At 71.4% G+C, this 19,980-nt stretch carries 24 protein-coding genes; 14 read left to right on the top strand and 10 right to left on the bottom strand.

Features of this window, described 5'->3' with window-relative positions:
• The first annotated feature begins 4 nt into the window (after positions 1-4).
• From ACFYV5_RS09045 to ACFYV5_RS09035, 3 genes are read left to right on the top strand one after another with little or no spacing between them, the layout of a single operon-like run.
• A complete protein-coding gene (locus tag ACFYV5_RS09045; protein ID WP_355108186.1) occupies positions 5-592 on the top strand; it encodes a dihydrofolate reductase family protein in 588 nt (195 codons plus the stop codon).
• Between the two features lie 27 nt (positions 593-619).
• Positions 620-949, top strand: coding sequence for a hypothetical protein (locus ACFYV5_RS09040; RefSeq protein ID WP_389166107.1), 330 nt, complete (start codon positions 620-622; stop codon positions 947-949).
• 42 nt (positions 950-991) lie between these two features.
• Positions 992-1,411, top strand: a complete 420-nt coding sequence (locus tag ACFYV5_RS09035; RefSeq protein WP_355108182.1) for a DUF6304 family protein — start codon at positions 992-994, stop codon at positions 1,409-1,411.
• 45 nt (positions 1,412-1,456) lie between these two features.
• On the opposite strand, the gene ACFYV5_RS09030 is transcribed toward ACFYV5_RS09035, so the two are convergent.
• Together ACFYV5_RS09030 and snpA are read right to left on the bottom strand one after the other, a co-directional pair.
• Positions 1,457-1,933: a group II truncated hemoglobin gene (locus ACFYV5_RS09030; protein WP_389166103.1), complete on the bottom strand. Its 477-nt coding sequence runs from the start codon at positions 1,931-1,933 to the stop codon at positions 1,457-1,459.
• A 129-nt stretch (positions 1,934-2,062) separates the two neighbouring features.
• Positions 2,063-2,707: a snapalysin gene (snpA, locus tag ACFYV5_RS09025; RefSeq protein WP_389166100.1), complete on the bottom strand. Its 645-nt coding sequence runs from the start codon at positions 2,705-2,707 to the stop codon at positions 2,063-2,065.
• Between the two features lie 186 nt (positions 2,708-2,893).
• On the opposite strand from snpA, the gene ACFYV5_RS09020 reads away from it, so the two are divergent.
• Genes ACFYV5_RS09020 through ACFYV5_RS09010 form a run of 3 tightly spaced genes read left to right on the top strand, consistent with a single transcriptional unit; the run spans position 2,894 to position 5,042 of the window.
• A complete protein-coding gene (locus ACFYV5_RS09020) occupies positions 2,894-3,850 on the top strand; it encodes a LysR family transcriptional regulator (RefSeq protein WP_389166097.1) in 957 nt (318 codons plus the stop codon).
• Positions 3,847-4,347, top strand: a complete 501-nt coding sequence (locus ACFYV5_RS09015; RefSeq protein WP_389166094.1) for a hypothetical protein — start codon at positions 3,847-3,849, stop codon at positions 4,345-4,347. The genes ACFYV5_RS09020 and ACFYV5_RS09015 overlap by 4 nt, the downstream gene beginning before the upstream one ends.
• The gene (locus tag ACFYV5_RS09010) at positions 4,344-5,042 is read left to right on the top strand and encodes a GNAT family N-acetyltransferase (protein WP_389166091.1); all 699 of its coding nucleotides are present in this window, start codon (positions 4,344-4,346) and stop codon (positions 5,040-5,042) included. The genes ACFYV5_RS09015 and ACFYV5_RS09010 overlap by 4 nt, the downstream gene beginning before the upstream one ends.
• 103 nt (positions 5,043-5,145) lie before the next feature.
• Here ACFYV5_RS09010 and sodN read toward each other — a convergent pair whose 3' ends face one another.
• The gene (gene sodN / locus ACFYV5_RS09005) at positions 5,146-5,541 is read right to left on the bottom strand and encodes a superoxide dismutase, Ni (RefSeq protein WP_215065625.1); all 396 of its coding nucleotides are present in this window, start codon (positions 5,539-5,541) and stop codon (positions 5,146-5,148) included.
• Positions 5,542-5,691: 150 nt separating this feature from the next.
• Between sodN and sodX the strand changes: the two genes are divergently transcribed.
• Positions 5,692-6,126: a nickel-type superoxide dismutase maturation protease gene (sodX, locus tag ACFYV5_RS09000; RefSeq protein ID WP_389166088.1), complete on the top strand. Its 435-nt coding sequence runs from the start codon at positions 5,692-5,694 to the stop codon at positions 6,124-6,126.
• On the opposite strand, the gene ACFYV5_RS08995 is transcribed toward sodX, so the two are convergent.
• Complete coding sequence (locus tag ACFYV5_RS08995; protein ID WP_389166085.1) at positions 6,030-6,659, bottom strand: CGNR zinc finger domain-containing protein; 630 nt, start codon at positions 6,657-6,659, stop codon at positions 6,030-6,032. The two genes, sodX and ACFYV5_RS08995, sit on opposite strands and share 97 nt — an antisense overlap.
• A gap of 93 nt (positions 6,660-6,752) precedes the next feature.
• Here ACFYV5_RS08995 and ACFYV5_RS08990 point away from each other — a divergent pair, with 93 nt between their 5' ends.
• Positions 6,753-7,517, top strand: coding sequence for a class I SAM-dependent methyltransferase (locus ACFYV5_RS08990; RefSeq protein ID WP_389166082.1), 765 nt, complete (start codon positions 6,753-6,755; stop codon positions 7,515-7,517).
• Between the two features lie 62 nt (positions 7,518-7,579).
• On the opposite strand, the gene ACFYV5_RS08985 is transcribed toward ACFYV5_RS08990, so the two are convergent.
• Genes ACFYV5_RS08985 through ACFYV5_RS08975 form a run of 3 tightly spaced genes read right to left on the bottom strand, consistent with a single transcriptional unit; the run spans position 7,580 to position 10,286 of the window.
• Positions 7,580-8,341 carry an amino acid ABC transporter ATP-binding protein gene (locus tag ACFYV5_RS08985; protein ID WP_355108164.1) on the bottom strand — a complete coding sequence of 254 codons (762 nt, stop codon included), beginning with the start codon at positions 8,339-8,341 and terminating at the stop codon, positions 7,580-7,582.
• Positions 8,338-9,282, bottom strand: a complete 945-nt coding sequence (locus ACFYV5_RS08980; protein ID WP_355108162.1) for an amino acid ABC transporter permease — start codon at positions 9,280-9,282, stop codon at positions 8,338-8,340. The genes ACFYV5_RS08985 and ACFYV5_RS08980 overlap by 4 nt, the downstream gene beginning before the upstream one ends.
• A gap of 29 nt (positions 9,283-9,311) precedes the next feature.
• Complete coding sequence (locus tag ACFYV5_RS08975) at positions 9,312-10,286, bottom strand: ABC transporter substrate-binding protein (RefSeq protein ID WP_389166078.1); 975 nt, start codon at positions 10,284-10,286, stop codon at positions 9,312-9,314.
• Positions 10,287-10,820: 534 nt separating this feature from the next.
• Between ACFYV5_RS08975 and ACFYV5_RS08970 the strand changes: the two genes are divergently transcribed.
• The 5 genes from ACFYV5_RS08970 to ACFYV5_RS08950 all read left to right on the top strand — a co-directional run bounded on the left by ACFYV5_RS08970 (position 10,821) and on the right by ACFYV5_RS08950 (position 16,846).
• Positions 10,821-12,029, top strand: a complete 1,209-nt coding sequence (locus ACFYV5_RS08970) for an NADP-dependent malic enzyme (protein WP_355108158.1) — start codon at positions 10,821-10,823, stop codon at positions 12,027-12,029.
• 192 nt (positions 12,030-12,221) lie between these two features.
• Complete coding sequence (locus ACFYV5_RS08965) at positions 12,222-12,782, top strand: phosphoesterase (RefSeq protein ID WP_355108156.1); 561 nt, start codon at positions 12,222-12,224, stop codon at positions 12,780-12,782.
• On the top strand, positions 12,779-14,335 hold the full coding sequence (locus tag ACFYV5_RS08960) for an alkaline phosphatase D family protein (RefSeq protein ID WP_389166074.1): 1,557 nt from the start codon (positions 12,779-12,781) through the stop codon (positions 14,333-14,335). The genes ACFYV5_RS08965 and ACFYV5_RS08960 overlap by 4 nt, the downstream gene beginning before the upstream one ends.
• 84 nt (positions 14,336-14,419) lie before the next feature.
• Complete coding sequence (locus ACFYV5_RS08955; RefSeq protein WP_389166072.1) at positions 14,420-15,385, top strand: zinc-binding dehydrogenase; 966 nt, start codon at positions 14,420-14,422, stop codon at positions 15,383-15,385.
• Positions 15,386-15,478: 93 nt separating this feature from the next.
• Entirely contained in the window at positions 15,479-16,846 is a 1,368-nt protein-coding gene (locus ACFYV5_RS08950; protein ID WP_389166070.1) for a cellulase family glycosylhydrolase, read from the top strand.
• Positions 16,847-16,956: 110 nt separating this feature from the next.
• Here ACFYV5_RS08950 and ACFYV5_RS08945 read toward each other — a convergent pair whose 3' ends face one another.
• Entirely contained in the window at positions 16,957-17,916 is a 960-nt protein-coding gene (locus ACFYV5_RS08945) for a helix-turn-helix transcriptional regulator (RefSeq protein ID WP_355108148.1), read from the bottom strand.
• A 1-nt stretch (position 17,917) separates the two neighbouring features.
• Positions 17,918-18,781, bottom strand: coding sequence for a DUF4097 domain-containing protein (locus ACFYV5_RS08940; RefSeq protein ID WP_389166067.1), 864 nt, complete (start codon positions 18,779-18,781; stop codon positions 17,918-17,920).
• Between the two features lie 147 nt (positions 18,782-18,928).
• Between ACFYV5_RS08940 and ACFYV5_RS08935 the strand changes: the two genes are divergently transcribed.
• Positions 18,929-19,744, top strand: coding sequence for a hypothetical protein (locus ACFYV5_RS08935; RefSeq protein WP_389166064.1), 816 nt, complete (start codon positions 18,929-18,931; stop codon positions 19,742-19,744).
• Positions 19,745-19,793: 49 nt separating this feature from the next.
• On the opposite strand, the gene ACFYV5_RS08930 is transcribed toward ACFYV5_RS08935, so the two are convergent.
• Complete coding sequence (locus ACFYV5_RS08930) at positions 19,794-19,976, bottom strand: DUF6104 family protein (protein ID WP_355108142.1); 183 nt, start codon at positions 19,974-19,976, stop codon at positions 19,794-19,796.
• Between the last annotated feature and the right edge of the window lie 4 nt (positions 19,977-19,980).

Genomic DNA, 19,980 nt, shown 5'->3' with positions numbered 1-19,980 from the left:
CGGTTTGCGCAAGCTCACCTACTTCATCGCCTGCACCATCGACGGCTTCATCGGTGACCCGAAGGGCGATGCCACCTCCACGTACGCCTATGTGGCCGGGGAGTACCTGGAGTACCTGAAGGCCGAGTACCCCGAGACCATCGCCGCCCCCGGGTGGCCCGTGCTCGGCATCGAGCCCGGCACGGAGAGCCGGCACTTCGACACCGTGATCCAGGGCCTGAACTCGTACAAGATCGGTCTGGACGTCGGCGTCACCAGCCCCTACGCCCACCTGCGGGAACTCGTCGCCACCCGCTCCCTGACCGAGTCGCCCGACCCCAACGTCGAGCTGATCGCCGACGACCTCGTCGGCCGGGTCCGCGAGCTGAAGGCCGAGGACGGCTCGCTCGGCATCTGGCTCTGCGGCGGTTCCACGATCGCCGGCGAGCTCATCGACGAGATCGACGAGCTGATCATCAAGACGTACCCGCAGGTCTACGGCTCCGGCATGCCGATGTTCGGCGCCGGTTTCGAGCCTCGCGACTTCGAGCTGGGCGCGGTGCGCACCTTCGACAACGGCGTGCTCGTTCGTACGTACACCAGGAAGCGGTGACAAGGGCGGCGCCCTACCCTGGGAGGTATGGGCAGCCAAACCCCGCGTACGGTACGGGACCCGCAGGCCACGCCCCGATGTCAGGCCTGCGGACAGCCCCTCGGCATCGTCGCGAAGCGGCACAAGGTCCTGGGGGCCTGGGTGCCGGAGTGGGAAGTGCAGCCGTGCCGCAACGCGCGGTGCGAGCTGTACGTCAGCCCCGAGCGCGTCGACCAGGGCGGTGGCGACCAGGCCGGTGAGGACCCCGGCGGCCCCGGCGAGGCCCGGGACGTCGCCTCCGAGGGTGGTGCGGAAGCCGCTACCCCGCACGTGACCGGCAAGAACGGCGAGACCGGGAGAAGTCCGGCCCCAGGGTGACCGGACGCGCGAAGGGGCGGGCCAGACCGCTACAGTCCGCGCATGTCATCGGAGTCGTCAGAAGTCTGGACCGGCTGGTACCGGGACCGCAGCGGCGCGGAAGCGATCGTGATCACGGCGGGCGGGGGCCGGGTGTCCACCCGCATCAGGGGAATCGAGTACGCGGGCGCGAGCTTCGCCGCCCTGCGCGCGACGGATCAGGACGGCGCGGCCCTCACCGGGTGTGTCCTGGAGTGGGACCTGCCGCTCCCCGTGGTCGTGGACGGTGCCACGCAGCAGGCCACCCTCAGCTGCCTGCTGACGCTCGGCGAGCGGGTGGACCTCAGCCTGACGCTGCACTACGGCGGCGCCGCCTTCGAATCGGGCATCGCCGGGGGCGACTTCGAGGAGGCCCTCGAGCGTGTGAGGCGTCAGCTGCCGGCCGGGGCCGCGTTCGGACGCAGGCTGATGCAGGCCGCCTGACGCCGCGCCCGGGGGACACGCCCCGGGACTGGGGGCACCACCGGGTCAGGCGAGGCCGTTCCACCCCCAGCGCGGGGTGGGGCCGGGTTCGCCGAGATCCGTCCCCGGCTCCGAGGCCGAGACGTCCTTGGCGATCCGGGTTCCCCAGTCGAAGTACTCCACCACCCGGCGGCGCAGCAGCTCGTCGTCCGCGAGCTCCTTCTCCACCGCCGTGGTCATCAGCTCCATCCAGCGCGACCGCTGCTCCTCGGTGATGGAGAGCCCGAGATGGGCGCGGAGCAGTGCCTGATGACCGCCCAGCTCCGCCGTGAAATCGGCGGGCCCGGAGAACACCTCGGCCAGCCAGACGGCGACGTGCTCGACATGGGCGGGGGTGAAGTCGGCGAAGACGGGCGCGAGGACGGGGTCGGCGAGGACCGCCTCGTAGAAGGTGCCGGAGAGCCGGCGCAGCGCGTCGGCGCCGCCCACGGCCTCGTACAGGGTGCTCGTGCGATCGGCGCGCTCGTCGTGCTCGGCGGTCATGGGACGCCTCCGGGATCCGGGATGTGGCCTCCCAGCATTCACGCAACTCCGCCCGGAACCAAGGGTGTTCGCTCTGGGCGCCCAGGGCGGGGCGGGGCGGCCGCCGTGGCCGCCCCGCCCCGCGGGGGCTCAGAACGTCTTGACGGCCGAGGCGAGGCCGTAGCGCCACAGCTGGTCGACGCGGGCCCGCTCCTGGGCGTTGGGCTGGGCGTTCTGGCAGGAGGTGCCCGGGCCGCCGCCGGACATCAGCTCGCTGCACGGGCCCGAGTAGTGGTCGGGGAGGCCGAGCACGTGCCCGGTCTCGTGGGCGGTGACGCGGGTGGAGTTGTACTGCTGGTTCTGCCGGTAGTCGAGGAAGATGTAGCCGTTGCCGTGGCCGTCGGTGCTGGCGTACGAGCCGCGCGAGTCATTGCCCTCGTAGTAGCGGAAGTCCGGGTTGCTGCCCTCCACCAGCCGTACGTTGACCACCGAGCTGTTCCATATCTGGGTGCTCCGGGCGATCTGGGTGCGGAAGCTCGGGGCGTTGGCGGCGCTGTAGACGACGGTGACGGCGGCCGCGCCGGGGGTGGCGGCCCGCTTCTTCGCCACGGACTTCATCACGGCTTCGTGGAACGCCTTCGTCGCCTTGGCGTCCTCGGCGGACCCGGCGTAGGCGGCGGAGACGGTGGGGGCGGTGGGGGCGGCCGCGGCGGTGGGTGCGGCGCCGAGCGCGGCGGCGAGGCCGAGGCCGAGGGTCGCGGCGAGCGAGGCGGTGAGGACCTTGGGGTGTCGCATGGGGGGCTCCTCCTGGTCGGTTGGGGAGAGTGTCGGGGGAGCCGGGGCCGGTGCGGATGATGGCAGCAGGCGATAGCGCGAACGCATCACCAACCGATCAGCGCGTCCGAACTGCCTTTGAGGTCCAGGGAATTGGTGCGACGAAGGTGTCTGGTGCGTCTGGGGGTGCCGCCCTACCCTCGGGGCATGGAGCTGGAGGTGAGACATCTGCGCGTGCTCTGCGCCATCGCGGAGACGGGCAGCCTGCACAAGGCGGCGCGCCAACTGGGCATGAGCCAGCCCTCGTTGACGACCCAGTTGCGCCGTATCGAGAACGCCCTGGGCGCGGAGCTCTTCGCGCGCGGCCGCACGGGCTGCCGGCCCACCCCGCTCGGCCGGTCCGTGCTCAGCAGGGCCCGGCCGCTCGTCGACCAGATGGCCACGCTGATCAGCGAGGCCAGGGCCGCGGCGGCCCGCACCGACGGGCCGAGGCTGCGGGTCGGCTCGACCGCGAGCAGGGCTCTGCCGGGCTGGCTGCGCCGACTGCGCCAAGGGCTTCCGGGCACGGACATCGCGCTCCACATGGACGTCTCCGCCGGCGCGCTGCTGCGGTCGGTCGCGGCGGGCCACCTGGACGTGGCCTTCGTCCACGAGGTCGAGGGATGCCCGCTGCGCGTACCGGACGGCCTCCAGCGGCGGGTCCTGGTCGAACGGGAGCCGCAGTTCGTCTCGCTGGCCCGGGACCATCCGGCCGCCGGCCGGCTCGTGGTGGATCTGACCGACCTCGCCGAGGACCGCTGGATGGTCGACCCGACGGTGGACGGCGAGTGGGACGGGCTGCGACGCGTCCTGAGCGAGGCCGGCATCGACCCGCCGCTGCTGCACGGCGACTACCACACGGCGGCCTCCCTGATCGCCCTCGGCGAGGCCGTGGCGCCCTGCCAGCCGACATCGTTGCCGCGCGAGGACATGGCGATCAGACCGTTGCGGGGCGACCCTCTCGCCGTACGTCTGCTGCTGTACGCCCGCGAGGGGGCGCCGCTCGACCCGCTGTACGCCGATCTCGCGGCGGCCTACCGGGAGGCGGCGCTGTGGGCGGCGCCGTACCGGCAGTGGCTCCGCCGGCACGGGATGTCGGTGGGGGCGGGCATGATGACGGCATGACAGGTCTTGTGGACGAGGCGGCGCTGACGGCGTTGGCGGAGGGGCACCACGCCCGGACCGCCCGGGCGTGGGGGACACGGGAGGCCGGCGGTCAGCTCGTCAAGGTGTACGTGATCGAGGCGCCGGGCCGCACGGTCGACGAGGCCGGGCTCGCGCCCGCGCTGCGGATCGCGGGGGACCAGCTGGCGCTGGGCCGGCACGCCGGGGCGCTGGGGCTCGCGGTGCTGATCGTGCACGCGGGCGGCGACGGGGACTACGTCCTCGTCCACAGCTGGATCGAGGGCCATATGTCCGAACTGGCGATCTGGACGGGCCCGGCCGGTCGCCCGGAGGAGCTGCGCCCGGGGCGCCAGGGCCTCGCCCCCTGCGTCTGGGAGGCCGCGGTCCTCGCGCACGAGCGGGAGGCGTTCGTGCGACGGGTTCTGGACGGGGCGGGAACGGCCGCGGAGCGCGTCGGCGCGTGGGCGGAGGACGTCATCGAGGGGGACCTCCGATGAGCGCGGCACAGGACGACACACGGGGCGGCACCTCGGGCGGTGCGGCGAGCAGCGCACCGGGTGGCGCGGCGAGCAGCGCATCAGGCGGCGCGGCGGGCCGCACACCGGGCGGCGCATCGGGGGGTGCGCCGAGCGCGGGGCCGGGCAGCGCACCGGGCGCGGCACCGGGCACGGCATCGGGCGCGGGCCCGGACGGCGCCACGAGTGCGGCCTCGCGCACGGCGGCGAGTGCCGCGCGTGTGCGGCACGCTCTGCCGGAGGATCTCGACCGGGTGGCCGAACTGGCCGCCGAGCACGCCGCGTACGAGAAGGCCGCACCCCCGGCCCCGGGCCTCGCAGGCCGCCTCCGCGCCCTCCTCTTCGGCCCCGAACGGTCCCGGCTGCGCTGCCTGGTGGCCGAGCTCCCCGACGGCCGCCTCGTCGGTTACGCCACGTGTGCCCCGGAGATGTCCACCTGGGACGGCGCCGAATACCTCCACATGGACTGCCTCTACCTCTCCGCGACGGAACGCGGCCTGGGCCTCGGCCCCCTGTTCATTGACGCCCTGCGCACGGAGGCCCGCGCGCTCGGCCTCACCGAGATCCAGTGGCAGACCCCGCCCTGGAACGAGGGCGCGATCCGCTTCTACGACCGCCTGGGCGCCGCCTCGAAGCAGAAGCTCCGCTACTCCCTCCCGGTGGAGCCCGCCCGATGACCGCGCCCACGATCTGGCGCGTGCGTGCGGCCCCACGTACGCCGAAGGGGCCCGACCGGGATCGCCGGTCGGGCCCCTTCGGGGTGTGCTCGCGCGAGGAAGGTCAGGCCTTCTTCGTCTCCCAGAAGATCCGGTCGATCTCGGCGATGAGCTCCAGCGCCTTCTCGCCCGTCTTCGGGTCCGTCGACGCCTTGGCGGCCGACAGGGCCTTCAGGGTGTCGTTGATGAGCTGGTGCAGCTCCGGGTACTTCTCGAAGTGCGGGGGCTTGAAGTAGTCGCTCCACAGCACCGAGACGTGGTGCTTGGCGAGCTCCGCGCGCTGCTCCTTGATGACCGTGGCACGCGCGCGGAAGTGTGCGTCCTCGTTGGCCTGGTACTTCTCCTGGACGGCCTTGACCGACTCGGCCTCGATCCGGGCCTGGGCCGGGTCGTAGACACCGCAGGGGAGGTCGCAGTGGGCGCTGACCTTCACCTTGGGGGCAAACAGGCGGGAAAGCATTCAGCTGTCCTTCCTCGTGATCGTCTTCTCAGGTGGGAGATTACTCCCCGAGAAGGCTGTTTTCGCGAGCGCCCCCTGGGGCTTAGGACAAAAGTCCAGGGTGACCATGGGACTCGTGGACGAGTGGACGAGCGGACCGGGAGGTGCCGGATGAGGGACGTGGGGCGGGAGCCGGGGCGCGGGGCGGGGCCCCTGTTCGGGATCGCCGAGGTGACAGGGGTGTCCATGGTGCCCACGCTGCTCCACGGCGACCGGCTGCTCGTGCACTACGGCGGACGGCTCCGGCCCGGCAGTGTGGCCGTGCTGCGTCACCCGCTCCAGCAGGACCTGCTCATCGTCAAGCGCCTGATCGAGCGACAGGGCACCGGCTGGTGGGTGCTCGGGGACAACCCGGACACCGAGGGCGACAGCCGCGTCTTCGGCGCCGTACCGGCGGAGCTGGTGCTGGGGCGGGTACGGGCGAGGTACCGGCCGGTCACGCCCGGGCGTCAGCGGTCGGCCGGTGTGGTGCTCTCCTGGCTGTTCTCCGCGCTGAGGCCGGTCGGGTCCGACCGTTCGGCCTCCAGGCGCTTGCGGGCCCGGTAGGCGGCCACGTTGGCGCGGGTCGCGCAGCGGTCCGAGCAGTAGCGGCGGGAGCGGTTGGTCGAGGTGTCGAGGTAGGCGTTGCGGCAGGGGGACGCCTGGCACAGGCCGAGGCGGTCGGCGCCGAACTCCGTGAGGTGGAAGGCGAGGCCCATCGCCGCGATCGCCGCGAACCCCGCGGTCGCGTTCGAGGGGTGGTCGGCGAGATGCATGTGCCAGCGTGGGCGGCCCTCGTCGTCCAGGTGGTCGTGGCCCGAGATCTGCGGGGAGACCGGGAACTCCAGCAGCAGCGAGTTCAGCAGGTCCACGGCGTGTGTGTGGTCGCCCTCGTCCGCCGCGGTGAAGACCGCCCGCAGCCGACTGCGTACCGAGCGGAAGCGCGTCACGTCGGCGTCCGTCGCCCGCCGGGCCATCTGGGAGGCCGTGCCGAAGAGCTCGCGGACGGCCTCGACCGAGGTGAGGGCGTCCTTGTTGCGGGTCGGCTCCTCGGTGTTGACCAGACGCACGGCGTAATCCGAGTAATAGGCCAGTTCCACTTGTAGTCCTTACTCCGGCGGTCTAGGGTCGGGGCGGGAGGGGGTAACAGCTGTGTCCCCTTCGAGGGTATTACGAAGAGGTGGGGAGCGGAGATGACGGACGCGGCGACGACCGGAACCGACTGGGCGGCCTGGCAGGAGAGCTGGGACCGTCAGCAGGAGTGGTACATGCCGGACCGCGAGGAGCGGTTCCGCGTGATGCTCGACATGGTCGAGGCCGTGGTGGGGCCGGAGCCCCGCGTCCTGGACCTGGCGTGCGGTACAGGGAGTATCACAAGCAGGGTGCTCCGCCGGTTCCCCGGGGCGACCAGCCTCGGCGTCGACCTCGACCCGGCCCTGCTCGCCATCGCCGAGGGGTACTTCGCCGGCGACGAGCGCGTCACCTTCGTGACCGCCGACCTGAAGGACCCGGAGTGGGCCGGCCGGCTCCCGTACGACACGTACGACGCCGTGCTCACCGCCACCGCCCTGCACTGGCTCCACGTCGAACCGCTCACCGCGCTGTACGGGCAGCTGGCCGGCCTCGTCCGGGACGGCGGCGTCTTCCTGAACGCCGACCACATGATCGACGAGACCACCCCCCGGATCAACGCCGCCGAGCGGGCTCACCGCCACGCCGCCATGGACCGCGCGAAGGCCGAGGGCGCCCTCGACTGGGCGGAGTGGTGGGCGGTGGCCGCCCAGGACCCCGTCCTCGCCGAGCCCACAGCCCGCCGCTTCGAGATCTACGGCGAGCACGCCGACGGCGACATGCCCTCCTCCCGCCGTCACGCCGAGATCCTCCGCGCGGCCGGCTTCGCGGAGGCGCGGCCGGTCTGGGCCTCGCCGTCGGACACGATGGTGCTCGCGGTGAAGTAGCCGGGTCACGCGAAGGGCGGTACGGGAATCCCGTACCGCCCTTCGCGTCGTACCGCCTGCCGCTACAGCACCTTGGACAGGAACGCCTTCGTCCGGTCGTGCTGCGGGTTGCCCAGGACATCGCGGGGGTTGCCGGACTCGACCACCACACCGCCGTCCATGAACACGAGGTTGTCGCCCACCTCGCGGGCGAAGCCCATCTCGTGGGTGACGACGACCATCGTCATGCCCGACTCGGCGAGGTCGCGCATGACGTCGAGGACGTCACCGACCAGCTCCGGGTCGAGCGCCGAGGTCGGCTCGTCGAAGAGCATCAGCTTCGGCTCCATCGCCAGCGCACGGGCGATGGCGACCCGCTGCTGCTGACCGCCGGAGAGCTGCGAGGGGTAGTTCCCGGCCTTGTCGGCCAGGCCGACCCGGTCCAGGAGCCGCTCGGCCCGCTCGCGGGCCACGGCGCGGGACTCGCCCTTCACCTGGATCGGCGCCTCCATGACATTGGCCAGGGCCGTCATGTGCGGGAACAGGTTGAAGCGCTGGAAGACCATGCCGATGTCCCGGCGCTGGGCCGCGACCTCGCTGTCCTTCAGCTCGTAGAGCTTGTCGCCCTTCTGGCGGTAGCCCACCAGCTCGCCGTCGACGTACAGCCGGCCGGAGTTGATCTTCTCCAGGTGGTTGATGCATCGCAGGAAGGTGGACTTGCCGGAACCGGACGGGCCGATCAGGCAGAACACCTCGCCGTTGTTCACCTCGAGGTCGATGCCCTTGAGGATGTGCGCGGCGCCGTAGGACTTGTGGACGCCCTCGGCCTTCACCATGAGGGTCATGCGGCACCTCCGCGCTGGTCGGACCTCAGGGACAGCAGGTTCGCCTTGACCTTCTGCCACGGAGTGGGCGGCAGGGAGCGCAGCGATCCCTTCGCGTAGTGCCGCTCCAGGTAGAACTGGCCCACGCTGAACACCGAGGTCAGGATCAGGTACCAGATCGACGCGAGGAAGAACATCTCCATCACCGCGAACGAGACCGAGGCGATGTCCTGCGCGGCGCGCAGCAGATCCGGGTACTGCACGGCCACGACCAGGGACGAGGTCTTCAGCATGTTGATGAACTCGTTGCCCGTCGGCGGGATGATCACCCGCATGGACTGCGGGAGCACCACGCGCCGCATGGTCTTGGACTGGCTCATGCCCAGGGCGTGCGAGGCCTCCGTCTGGCCCTCGTCGACCGACTGGATGCCGGCCCGGACGATCTCCGCCATGTACGCGCCCTCGTTCAGGCCGAGACCCAGCAGGGCGGCCAGGAAGGGGGTCATGACATCGGTCATCTCGTCCTTGTAGAACCCGATGTTGAAGATCGGGAAGATCAGGGCGAGGTTGAACCAGATCAGCAGCTGCACATAGACCGGCGTGCCGCGGAAGATCCAGATGTAGAGCCAGGCGACCGAGCTGGTCACCGGGTTCTTCGACAGCCGCATGACGGCGAAGAGCACACCCAGCACCAGGCCCAGCGCCATCGAGGCGACGCTGATCAGGATCGTGTTGCCCAGGCCGGACAGGATGGTGGGGTCGAACAGCTTCTCCGGCACGGTCGCCCAGCGCACGTTGCCCTGGGAGAAGGCGTACACGACGAGCACCAGGAGCGCGACCACGACGACGCCGGCGACCCAGCGTCCGTAGTGGCGGACCGGAATGGCCTTGATGGCCTCCGGAGGGAGGTCCGACGGGGCGGGCGACGCCCCGTCGGGAACCTTGTCGAGCTTGTCAGTCACAGCGACTGCCCTTCAGTGGTACGTGGGGGTCAGGAGCCGCCGTTGATCTTGGCCGCGGGGATGGCGCCGTCACCGGCGTTCCACTTGTCGAGGGCGGCCTTGTACGTGCCGTCCTTGATGATCGCGTCCAGTGCTTCCTTGAGGACGTCGCGCAGCTGGGTGTCCTTCTTGTCGACGGCGATGCCGAAGAAGCCGGCGTCCGTCTTGTTGGCGACGGCCTCGAAGTCGTTGCCGCCGCCCGCGGTCTTCGCGATGTACGCGGCGACCGGCGAGTCGTTCAGGTCGGCGACGGCGCCGCCCGCCTTGACGCGGGTCTGGGCCTCGGCGTCGGTCGGGAAGGACTCGAAGGTGAGGGCGGGCTTGCCGTCCTTCTTGCACTTCTCGGCCTGGTCCTTGGCTGCCTGCTCGTACGTCGTGCCCCGCTGGACGGCGAGCTTCTTGCCGCACAGGTCGTCGAGGGACTTGATGTTCTCCGGGTTGCCCTTCTTCACCAGGATGCCGGTGGAGGCGGTGAAGTAGTCGACGAAGTCGACACCGGTACCGGTCTTCTGGCCCTTGTCGTCCAGGCCCTCCTGGCGCGCCTTGGTGTCGGTCATCGAGGACATCACGATGTCCGTGCGACCGGTCGGCAGGGAGGTGAGCAGGGTGTCGAAGGTGCCGCTGGTGAACTCGAAGTTCACGCCGAGCTGCTTGGAGAGGGCCGCGGCGATGTCGGGGTCGACACCGACGATCTTGTCGCCCTGCTTGAACTCCATCGGGGCGTACGTGGCGTCCGTCCCGACCTTGATGACGCCGGCCTTCTGGATGTCGGCGGGCAGCTTGGAGAAGAGCGGGGCGTTGGAGGCGACGCCGGTCTTGCCGCCCTCAGGGGTCGAGCCGCCCCCGGTCTGGTCACCGCACGCGGTCAGCAGCATGGAGCCGGCGACCGCGATGGCGGCGACCGCGGCAAGACGGGAGGTGCGGGTCTTGGCGGCGGTCGTACAGCGCGTGGAGCGTGCGGTCATGGTCGGGTTCCTCCGGCGTTGGGGAGTTGCCATAGGCCGCGCACGCACCTTCGGGTGTCGCGACCTCGTGTGATTACGGGCATCTTGCCATTCGGACCGTCCGAATCGGACGGCCTCGCATGTCAAAATCGGATAACGGGTGACCCCCGAATCCCGACAGGCCGGTACATCAAGGCCGGATCTTCTCCGGAGATACCCCTTCCCTACCGGAAAATCTCCGGTTGATCTCGCCATTCGGACGACACGAACGCCTCGATCCGGTGTACGGGAGAGAGTGTCCGGACATGCGGTGACCTGCCTGCTCTGCGCAAGGTGCCATTGCGGCCGTATGAGTCGCATCACCGCGCCGAATTGGACTCGTCTACGGTGACGTACGTCCGGTAAGAAGGATCCTTACACCCCTCATCCGGGGCTCAGGGCGCGTTGTGCGGCGCGCCCGCGCGGTTGCCAGACACGGCGACCGCGGGACCCGCCCACCCCTCCTCAACCAGGAGCGGCCACCCTCAAATGAAGAAGACTTAAGGGGTCAACCCAATGGCAGCGGAGATCGTCAATCCTCGCAGCGAGAGCGGCACGGAAGAGGCTCAGGAGCCCTTCGATCCGGCCTTCGCGCTGCACCGCGGCGGCAAGATGGCCATTTCGGCCACGGTGCCGCTGCGCGACAAGGACGACCTGTCCCTCGCGTACACGCCCGGCGTCGCCAAGGTGTGCACCGCGATTGCCGAGCAGCCTGAACTGGTCCACGACTACACCTGGAAGTCCCAGGTCGTCGCGGTCGTGACCGACGGTACGGCGGTGCTCGGACTCGGCGACATCGGCCCGGAGGCCTCGCTTCCGGTCATGGAGGGGAAAGCCATCCTCTTCAAGCAGTTCGGCGGCGTGGACGCGGTGCCGATCGCGCTCGCCACCACCGACACCGACGAGATCGTGGAGACCGTCGTCCGGCTCGCCCCCTCCTTCGGAGGAGTGAACCTGGAGGACATCTCGGCGCCGCGGTGCTTCGAGATCGAGCGCAAGCTCCAGGAGCGCCTCGACATCCCCGTCTTCCATGACGACCAGCACGGCACCGCGATCGTCACCCTCGCCGCGCTCCGCAACGCGGCGAAGCTGACCGGCCGGACCCTCGGCGACCTGCGCGCCGTCATCTCGGGCGCCGGCGCGGCCGGTGTGGCCATCGCCAAGTTCCTCCTCGAGGCGGGGCTCGGCGACGTGGCCGTCGCGGACCGCAAGGGCATCGTCAGCCGCGACCGCGAGGACCTCACCGACGTCAAGCGCGAGATCGCCGAGCTCACCAACAAGGCCGGCCTCTCCGGCTCCCTGGAGACCGCCCTGGCCGGTGCGGACGTCTTCATCGGCGTCTCCGGCGGTACGGTCCCGGAGGCCGCGGTCGCGTCCATGGCGCCGAACGCGTTCGTGTTCGCCATGGCCAACCCGAACCCCGAGGTCCACCCCGACGTCGCGCACAAGTACGCGTCCGTCGTGGCGACCGGCCGTTCGGACTACCCGAACCAGATCAACAACGTCCTCGCCTTCCCCGGCATCTTCGCGGGCGCCCTCCAGGTCCGGGCCTCCCGGATCACCGAGGGCATGAAGATCGCCGCGGCGAACGCCATCGCGGACGTGGTGGGCGACCAGCTCGCCGCCGACTGCGTGATCCCGTCGCCGTTCGACGAGCGGGTCGCCCCGGCCGTCGCCGCCGCGGTCGCCGCGGCCGCCCGCGCCGAGGGCGTGGCGCGCCGCTGACGCCTCCGGCGCCGAGGCACGCGGCGCCACCCGTAGTCCGGCGCCACCCGTACGGGCCGCCCGGTTCCCTTCCAGGGGCACCGGGCGGCCCGTCGGCGTGATCGGGGGCATTGTTCCGTCGTGCGTCTTCCCAGGTTCACCCCCGGCTGCTGTGATGCACCGCGCCGGACACCTCAAACAGGGGAGACGCGAGTGAATCTGGTCGTCAACGGTGACGCCGAGAGTGGACCCGGGGGGAGCTCCCAGCCCGTCGGCTCCCTCGTCGGGTGGAAGATCGCGGAGGGCGCGCCCGCGTTGATCGCGTACAGCCTCGGCGGTGGATACCCCGGTCCGAAGGACCCCGGGCCCGCGCTGCGGGGGAGCAGGTTCTTCTCCGGGGGCAACAGCCCGAAGACCGTGCTCGTCCAGGACGTCGTCCTGCCGACGGACGGCATCGACACGGGGAACGTGCGCTACGAGATCGCCGGCTGGCTCGGCGGATACGCCACGCAGGAGGACGGCGCCCGGCTCTCCGTCGAGTTCCGGGACGCCAAGGGCACCCCGCTCGCGCTCAGCGTCCTCGGGCCGGTCACCGCCGGCGAGCGCGGCAGCAGGACCGGGCTCTTCGAACGGCGCGAGTCGGCCGCCGTACCTCCGGGGGCCCGCGTCGCACGGGTGCGGCTGGTGTTCACCCGTACCGGAAGCGGAACCTCGAACGACGGTTACGCCGACGGAATATCGCTCACGCTGACGACGCAGGGGGCAGCCACGTGACGCTCGACCGACGGGACCTGATCAAGGCCGCCGCTGCCGCGGGAGCACTCGGCACCGTGTGGCCGCTCAGCGTCGGGCTCTCGCCCGCGCAGGCCCAGGACGCCGCTCAGCAGCTCGGCGCCGAGTACGACCCCGCCCCCTTCACGCTCGGCGTCGCCTCCGGCGATCCGCAGGCCGGAAGCGTCCTGCTGTGGACCCGGCTCGCCCCGGAGCCGTTCGCCGAGCACCAGAACCTGCCGGAGATCGTCGAGGTCGAGTGGGTCGTCGCCGAGGACAGCGCCCTGTCCCGGGTCGTCGCCCGCGGCACCGTTCCGGCCTCCGCCACCCTCGGGCACAGCGTGCACGTACCGGTCGGCGGCCTCACCCCCGGGCGCCACTACTGGTACGCCTTCAAGGCCCTCGGCACCACAAGCCGCATCGGCCGGACCAAGACCGCGCCCCTCGGGGCCGTCTCCGCCGTCCGTTTCGCCTCGGCCAACTGCCAGCACTTCACCTCCGGGTACTACGCGGCCCACCGAGGGATCGCCCGTGAGAACCTCGACTTCGTGGTCCACCTCGGCGACTACATCTACGAGGGCGGCGCCACCACCGGCCACGACCGCGAGCACAACGCCCCCGACCCCTTCACGGTCGGCGACTACCGACGCCGCCACGCCCTCTACAAGGGCGACGCGTCCCTGCGCGAGGCGCACGCCGCCCACCCCTGGTTCCTCACCTGGGACGACCACGAGGTCGTCAACGACTACAGCGGTACGGGTGGAGGGGCGCCGTTCCTCAAGCGCCGGGCCGCCGCGTACCAGGCGTGGTACGAGCACATGCCCCACCGTGACGGACTGACCGGTGACTCCGCTCTGCCCGATCCGGTCATCCACCGCCGCCGCACCTGGGGCGACCTGCTCGAACTGACCGTCCTCGACCTGCGCTCACACCGCTCGGCGCAGAACCTGGCGGGCGGCACCATCCTCGGCGCCGACCAGAAGACCTGGCTCAAGCAGGGCGTGTCCCAGGCCCCCGACACCTGGCACGTCTGGGCCAACTCGATCATGCTCAGTCAGCTGCGTGGCCGCCCCGGCGGCTCGTACATGTTCACCGACCAGTGGGACGGCTTCCTCGCCGAGCGCAAGGAAGTGCTCGGCCATGTGCACAGCAGCGGCCTGGAGGACCTGGTCGTGATCACCGGCGACTGGCACTCCGCCTTCGTCGACGACATCCGTCCGGACTTCGACAACACCGAATCCCCGGTCATCGGCACGGAGTTCACGGCGCACTCGATCTCCTCGAGCGCGTACTCGGCGGACTGGAACCGCACCAACGGCCCCCTCATGGGCGCGGGCAACCCGCACCTGCAGTATTTCGAGGGGAACCGTTACGGCTACGACGTGTACGAGGTGACGCCGCAGCGCTTCACCACCCACATGCGCGTGATCGCCGACCGCCGCGACCCGGTCTCGCCGGTCACGACCCTGACCTCCTTCCATGTGGACCGGGGGAGGGCCGGCGCGTACGAGGACCCGTCGACGAAGAACTCCCCGGCGCAGTACCGCAGGGACTGACACCGCGGCGAGCGGAACAGCAGGGACTCACGTCACACCGGTGCGCGGTACCGCCGCGCACCGGGCCGCCCTACGCTCAGGGCCATGTTCGCTGCCTACGCCGCCCGAATCGACCGCGACCAGCCGCTGAACGGCCTCGAGCTGGGGGAACGACCCGAGCCCGAGGTGCGGGCCGGGTGGACCACCGTCACCGTCAAGGCCGCCTCCCTCAACCACCACGACCTGTGGTCGTTGCGCGGGGTCGGGCTGCCCGAGGAGAGGCTCCCGATGATCCTCGGCTGCGACGCCGCCGGCATCGACGAGCACGGCAATGAGGTCGTCCTGCACTCCGTCATCGGCCAGACCGGCCACGGCGTGGGGCCCGACGAGCCGCGCTCCATCCTGACCGAGCGCTACCAGGGCACCTTCGCCGAGCGCGTCACCGTGCCCTCCTGGAACGTGCTCCCGAAGCCCAAGGAGCTCTCCTTCGAGGAGGCCGCCTGCCTCCCGACCGCCTGGCTCACCGCGTACCGCATGCTCTTCACCAACGCCGGGGTGCGTCCCGGTGACTCCGTCCTCGTGCAGGGCGCGGGCGGTGGCGTCGCCACCGCCGCGATCGTCCTCGGCAAGGCCGCCGGCCTGCGCGTCTTCGCCACCAGCCGCGACGAGGCCAAGCGCAAGCGTGCCGTCGAACTCGGCGCCGTGGAGGCGTACGAGCCGGGCGCGCGGCTCCCGAAGCGGGTGGACGCGGTCATCGAGACCGTCGGCGCCGCCACCTGGTCGCACTCGGTCAAGTCGCTGCGGCCGGGCGGCACCCTGGTCATCTCGGGCGCGACCAGCGGCGACCGCCCCGCGCACGCCGAGCTGACCCGGATCTTCTTCCTGGAGCTCAAGGTCGTCGGCTCGACCATGGGCTCCAAGGACGAGCTGGAGGACCTGCTGTCGTTCTGCGCGGCCACGGGTGTACGGCCGGTGATCGACGAGGTGCTGCCGCTGGACCGGGCCCGCGAGGGCTTCGAGAAGATGGCCTCGGGCGAGCTCTTCGGGAAGATCGTCCTGACGTCCTCGTGAGCGAGACGTCTTCATGACGACCTCTTGATGCATCGTCAGATCTCCTGATGGGATCTCCGGCACTGCGATCACACCGTCGTGCCGGAGGTTCCCATGTCACGAACGACCCTTGCCGCGAGCGCCGTCGTCGCCGCGCTCCTCGCCCCGACCGGTCCCGCGCACGCCGAGAGCCCGGACGGCATACCCGTCCTCACCGACGAACGCGGCCGGACCCTCACCCTGCGCGGCTGGAACGTCGAGGACAAGGCCGGCCGCGGCGACCAGGCCCTGTCCGCCGTCACCGAACGGCACTTCCGCGACATGCGCGCCCAGGGCTTCAACTTCGCGCGGCTGCTCGTCTTCTGGGACGACCTGGAGCCGCGGCGAGGCCGGTACAGCGAGACCTATCTGCGGAAGATCGAGCGCGTCCTGGACTGGGCGGAGAAGCATGACGTCCACGTCCTCATCGACGCCCACCAGGATGTCTTCGGGCCGGCCTTCGGCCACCGGGGCGTGCCCGCGTGGGCGACCCGGACGGACGGGCTGCCCTTCACCCCGCACCCCGACGACTGGTTCGCCGAATACTTCGAGCCGGCCGTGCAGCGCGCCTTCACCCATCTCTACGAGGACGAGGACCTGCGGCGCGCCCAGGCGGGGATGTGGCGCGTCCTCGCCGACCGCTTCGAGGACCACCCCGCCGTCCTCGGCTACGACCTGATCAACGAGCCGATGGGCGAGCTGCGGGAGGGCGAAGACCTGCCGACCGCCGCGCGGCGGATCGAACGCGACCATCTGACCCCGATGTACAACCGTCTCGCGGACGCGGTCCGCTCGGTCGACCGGGACACCTGGATCTTCGTCGAACCCACCCCGATCGTCGGCGAGGGCGTGCCGACGGGCCTCGGCAGGATCGACGACCCGAAGGTCGTCTACGCGCCGCACTTCTACAACACCGCCATGGAGGCGGGCGCGGACTACGACCCGGCCGCCGGCTGGATCGAGAGCTACGAGCGGGCCGTGACCCAGTACCCCAAGGAGTACAAGGTCCCGGTGGTCGTGGGGGAGTGGGGGCCGCTCAACAACTCCCTGCCGAACATGAACCGCTTCTACCGGGACGCGATGGCCTCGCTCGGCCGGTACGGCAGCGGGTGGGCCGGCTATGTGTGGTGCTACGGCGGCGGCTACTGCGCGGTGGACGGCGCCGGGACCTTCCGTACGAACAAGGAGCTGACCGCGCAGCCGTACGCGGAGGCGGTCGCCGGCACCGTCCGCTCCTCCGGCTACGACTCCGGGACCGGGGTCTACCGCCTGGAGTACGACGCGAGGCGCCACGGTTCGCGCGTGACGGAGCTGTCCCTTCCCCCGGGCGCCTGGCAGGTGGCGGTCCGGGGGAAGGCGGTCGTGCTCCGCGAGGGCGCGGGCCGGGCATGGGTGGTGGCAGCGCCGGGGGCCCGGGTGACGGTGACCGTCACCCGGGGCTGAGGGCGCCGGGGGCTCGCGTGACGGTCACCGTCGGTTGGGGCTGATGGCGCCCGACCGCGGGCGGTCTCGTCCCGGCCGTCGGCGGCCTTCGGGGGGACGGGGCCGCCGCGTCAGCCGGCCTGCTTCCCCGCCTGCTTCCCGGCCTGGGGGTGCAGCAGCGCGGTGATGTGCGCCGCCGCCGTGGACAGGTGGCGGCGGGCGTCCGTCAGCTGCGTCGCCGTCACCCCGTGGTCGCGGGCCGCGTCGCGGATGTCGTCGCGGAAGCGGTCCAGGAGCCGGTCGAGGTCACGGGCGGGATCGCCCGTGGTCACGGCGTCGGCGGCCCACTCCGCGGCGGCCCCGGCACGGGCCGTCGGCCCGGGTCCGGCCTCCTCCGCCGCGCTGGGCGGAGCCGGCGTGGTCGGGCCGTCGGCCCCGGCCGCCCTCGGGTGCGTCGTGCCGGTGACCAGGCCGCCCAGCTGCGCCGTGATGTCCGAGATGCCCTCCCACACGCCCGACGGCCAGTCGCCGCGCGCGAAGTGGTCCTGGACCTGTTCCTGGACCTGCTTGGCGATCCGCTGGAACTCCCTGGCCTGGCGGCGTGCCGACTGCGCCTCCGCGAGGGCCTGGCGGGTCTGCTCCCGCCACTCCTGCTTGGCGCGGCGCAGCTCCTCCTTGGTGTCGGCGAACGGGGACTCCTTGCGGCGGGTCTCGCTCGCCGCCGCGCGCATCTCGCTGCGCAGCTTCCCCGCCGCCCCGCGCACGTCGTCCCGGATCTCCGCGGCCAGCTCGGAGACCGACTCACGGATCTCCAGCTCCAGGTCGGCCAGTTCTCCGCCGCGCCCGGCGAGCTCGGCGCGGCCGGCGTCGGTGATCGAGTACACCTTGCGACCGCCCTCGGTGGCGTGCGTGACCAGGCCCTCGGCCTCCAGCTTGGCCAGCCGCGGATAGACCGTGCCGGCCGAGGGTGCGTAGAGCCCCTGGAAGCGCTCCTCCAGGAGCCTGATCACCTCATAGCCGTGGCGGGGGGCCTCGTCGAGGAGCTTGAGCAGATAGAGGCGCAGTCGGCCGTGGGCGAAGACGGGCGGCATGTCACAGCACCTTTCCGGAGGTGGCGGCTTCGAAGTCGTCGGACGCGGCCGGGTCCGGGCGGCGGAGCAGGGCGATGGAGCCGGAGACCGTCGTCGCCCTGAGCGTGCCGCGGCCGGACCCCAGCGTGCCGGTGATGCTCTTGGTGCCCCACTGTCCGGCGACCCGCAGGTCGTCGAAGGCGTTGGCGAGGGAGCCGCTCGCGGTGTTGGCCTCGATCCGGGCGTCCGTCGGGTGCGGAAGGCGGATGGCGACCTCGCCGGAGACGCTGGCCAGCCGGATGTCGGCGGGCGGGCCGTCCAGGTCGGTGGCGTCGAGGTCGATCACCATGTCCCCGCTGACCGTGTCGGCCTTCACGGAGGCGCCCGCGCCCTCGATGACCGTCACGTCACCGGTCACGGAGTTCACGCGCAGCGCGCCGGTGACGGACTGGGCCTCCAGGCTGCCGGAGACCGTCTCCGCGCGGACCGGACCGGAGAGCCCGACGAGCGTGGTGTCGCCCGTGACGCCCCGGACGTCCGTCCGTCCCTTGATGCCGGAGATCACCGCGCCGGCGCCGACCACGCCCACCTCGACGTCCGCGCCGGCCGGGACGGCCACGGAGACCACGGCGTGGCGGCGCTGCCCCATGCGGTCGAACCACTTGAGGACGCCCTTCCACTGCAGGTCCTCGTAGGTGACCGTCAGGGTCGAACCCTCCTGCGTCACGACCAGCGGCGGCCCGTCGAGGGCGGAGACCTCCAGGCGGGCGGTCGGCTCGTCGGTGCCCACCACGTTCACCGTGCCTCCGACGATGCGCACGCGGAGTCGCGTCACGGGCTCGGTCAGCGTGAGTTTCGTCGGCTCGGCCACGGACCACTCTGTCATCGTGCTGACCTCCCGCATCGGTGACGCAACATATCGCGTCTCTTCGGAACACGATATATCGCGGTGGGGGGAAGTCAACCCCTGCTCTCCAAGGCGCGCGGGGTCATTCCCCTTCATAACTGAACAAATTGACCTAGCGTAGGGGCCATGAACGCGACATCCGGACCCCGCCCCGCCGGGGCCCTGCTGCTCTGCCGCGCCGAGCCCGCGGCGGTCCGCCCACCGGCGCAGCTGCTGAGGGAACAGCTGCTCCTCGCCCCGGCGGGAACCGAATGGAGCGTCATCGTCCCGGAGGGAAAGCCCTGGCTCCACGGCGGTGAGCCCGTCGACCGCGTCGTCACCGGCTGGGCCACCGCGCTGGCCGTCTCCGCCGCCACCTGGCCCGTCCTCGCGCTGTGGTGGGACGCCGACCGGGCCGGCTTCATCCTCGCCGCCGGATTCCGGCGCACCGTCGGTTACACCTGGCTCGCCGACGGCACGCCGGCCGGTGAGGACGAGGCCATGCGCACCTTCGCGGCCCGGCTCGCCCTCGACCCCGTCCTGGACACGCAGGCTCTGGAGCCGCTCACCCGATCCGACGAGGACGCCGACGCGCCCGCCCGGCTCATCGGCCTCACCGCCGTCCTCGCGCGCGTGGGCCTCGACCTGCCCACCGGGCTCACCCCGGGAGAGAGCGCCGACCGGCTCCGCTCCGTGGCCCAGGCCCACGGGGCCGAACAGCTTGAATGGTCCGGCTGGCGCGACGCCGTACGCGCGGAACTCGACGCGGTGGAGGGCGGCCGATTCGGCCCGTACCTGCGCGGCCCCAGGGCCCGGCTGCTCGGCGCGGTCCAGTTCGGAGCGGGTGTGCCGCTGCTCGCCTGGGGCATCGGCCGCCGCAGCGGAGGCTGGACGGCGGCCGGGGCACTGCTCGTCGCACACGGCGCCCTGGGGCTTGCCTACGACCGCCTGCGCGGCCAGTGACCCGGGAGCGGGTCCCTAGGGGTGTGTCACCCGGCGTCGACACGCCTCGTCACTCGTCGTCGTCCTCGTCGTCCAGACGGGCCAGCCAGGTCGCGAGGCGCTCGACCGGCACCTCGAAGTCGGGGTTGAGATCGACGAACGTACGCAACTGCTCGGCGAGCCACGCGAAGGAGACCTCCTCCTCGCCGCGCCGCTTCTCCAGTTCCTCGATGCCACGGTCGGTGAAGTACATGTGA

Source organism: Streptomyces sp. NPDC003035, assembly GCF_042888285.1.
Lineage (GTDB): Bacteria > Actinomycetota > Actinomycetes > Streptomycetales > Streptomycetaceae > Streptomyces.
This window is presented reverse-complemented; position numbering and strand designations above follow the sequence as displayed.

Coding starts and splice junctions, on each gene's coding strand:
- ACFYV5_RS09040 (WP_389166107.1), top strand. CDS start 620: ATGGGCAGCCAAACCCCGCGTACGGTACGGGACCCGCAGGCCACGCCC.
- ACFYV5_RS09035 (WP_355108182.1), top strand. CDS start 992: ATGTCATCGGAGTCGTCAGAAGTCTGGACCGGCTGGTACCGGGACCGC.
- ACFYV5_RS09030 (WP_389166103.1), bottom strand. CDS start 1,933: ATGACCGCCGAGCACGACGAGCGCGCCGATCGCACGAGCACCCTGTAC.
- snpA (WP_389166100.1), bottom strand. CDS start 2,707: ATGCGACACCCCAAGGTCCTCACCGCCTCGCTCGCCGCGACCCTCGGC.
- ACFYV5_RS09020 (WP_389166097.1), top strand. CDS start 2,894: ATGGAGCTGGAGGTGAGACATCTGCGCGTGCTCTGCGCCATCGCGGAG.
- ACFYV5_RS09015 (WP_389166094.1), top strand. CDS start 3,847: ATGACAGGTCTTGTGGACGAGGCGGCGCTGACGGCGTTGGCGGAGGGG.
- ACFYV5_RS09010 (WP_389166091.1), top strand. CDS start 4,344: ATGAGCGCGGCACAGGACGACACACGGGGCGGCACCTCGGGCGGTGCG.
- sodN (WP_215065625.1), bottom strand. CDS start 5,541: ATGCTTTCCCGCCTGTTTGCCCCCAAGGTGAAGGTCAGCGCCCACTGC.
- sodX (WP_389166088.1), top strand. CDS start 5,692: ATGAGGGACGTGGGGCGGGAGCCGGGGCGCGGGGCGGGGCCCCTGTTC.
- ACFYV5_RS08990 (WP_389166082.1), top strand. CDS start 6,753: ATGACGGACGCGGCGACGACCGGAACCGACTGGGCGGCCTGGCAGGAG.
- ACFYV5_RS08985 (WP_355108164.1), bottom strand. CDS start 8,341: ATGACCCTCATGGTGAAGGCCGAGGGCGTCCACAAGTCCTACGGCGCC.
- ACFYV5_RS08975 (WP_389166078.1), bottom strand. CDS start 10,286: ATGACCGCACGCTCCACGCGCTGTACGACCGCCGCCAAGACCCGCACC.
- ACFYV5_RS08970 (WP_355108158.1), top strand. CDS start 10,821: ATGGCAGCGGAGATCGTCAATCCTCGCAGCGAGAGCGGCACGGAAGAG.
- ACFYV5_RS08955 (WP_389166072.1), top strand. CDS start 14,420: ATGTTCGCTGCCTACGCCGCCCGAATCGACCGCGACCAGCCGCTGAAC.
- ACFYV5_RS08950 (WP_389166070.1), top strand. CDS start 15,479: ATGTCACGAACGACCCTTGCCGCGAGCGCCGTCGTCGCCGCGCTCCTC.
- ACFYV5_RS08945 (WP_355108148.1), bottom strand. CDS start 17,916: ATGCCGCCCGTCTTCGCCCACGGCCGACTGCGCCTCTATCTGCTCAAG.
- ACFYV5_RS08940 (WP_389166067.1), bottom strand. CDS start 18,781: ATGACAGAGTGGTCCGTGGCCGAGCCGACGAAACTCACGCTGACCGAG.
- ACFYV5_RS08935 (WP_389166064.1), top strand. CDS start 18,929: ATGAACGCGACATCCGGACCCCGCCCCGCCGGGGCCCTGCTGCTCTGC.
- ACFYV5_RS08930 (WP_355108142.1), bottom strand. CDS start 19,976: ATGTACTTCACCGACCGTGGCATCGAGGAACTGGAGAAGCGGCGCGGC.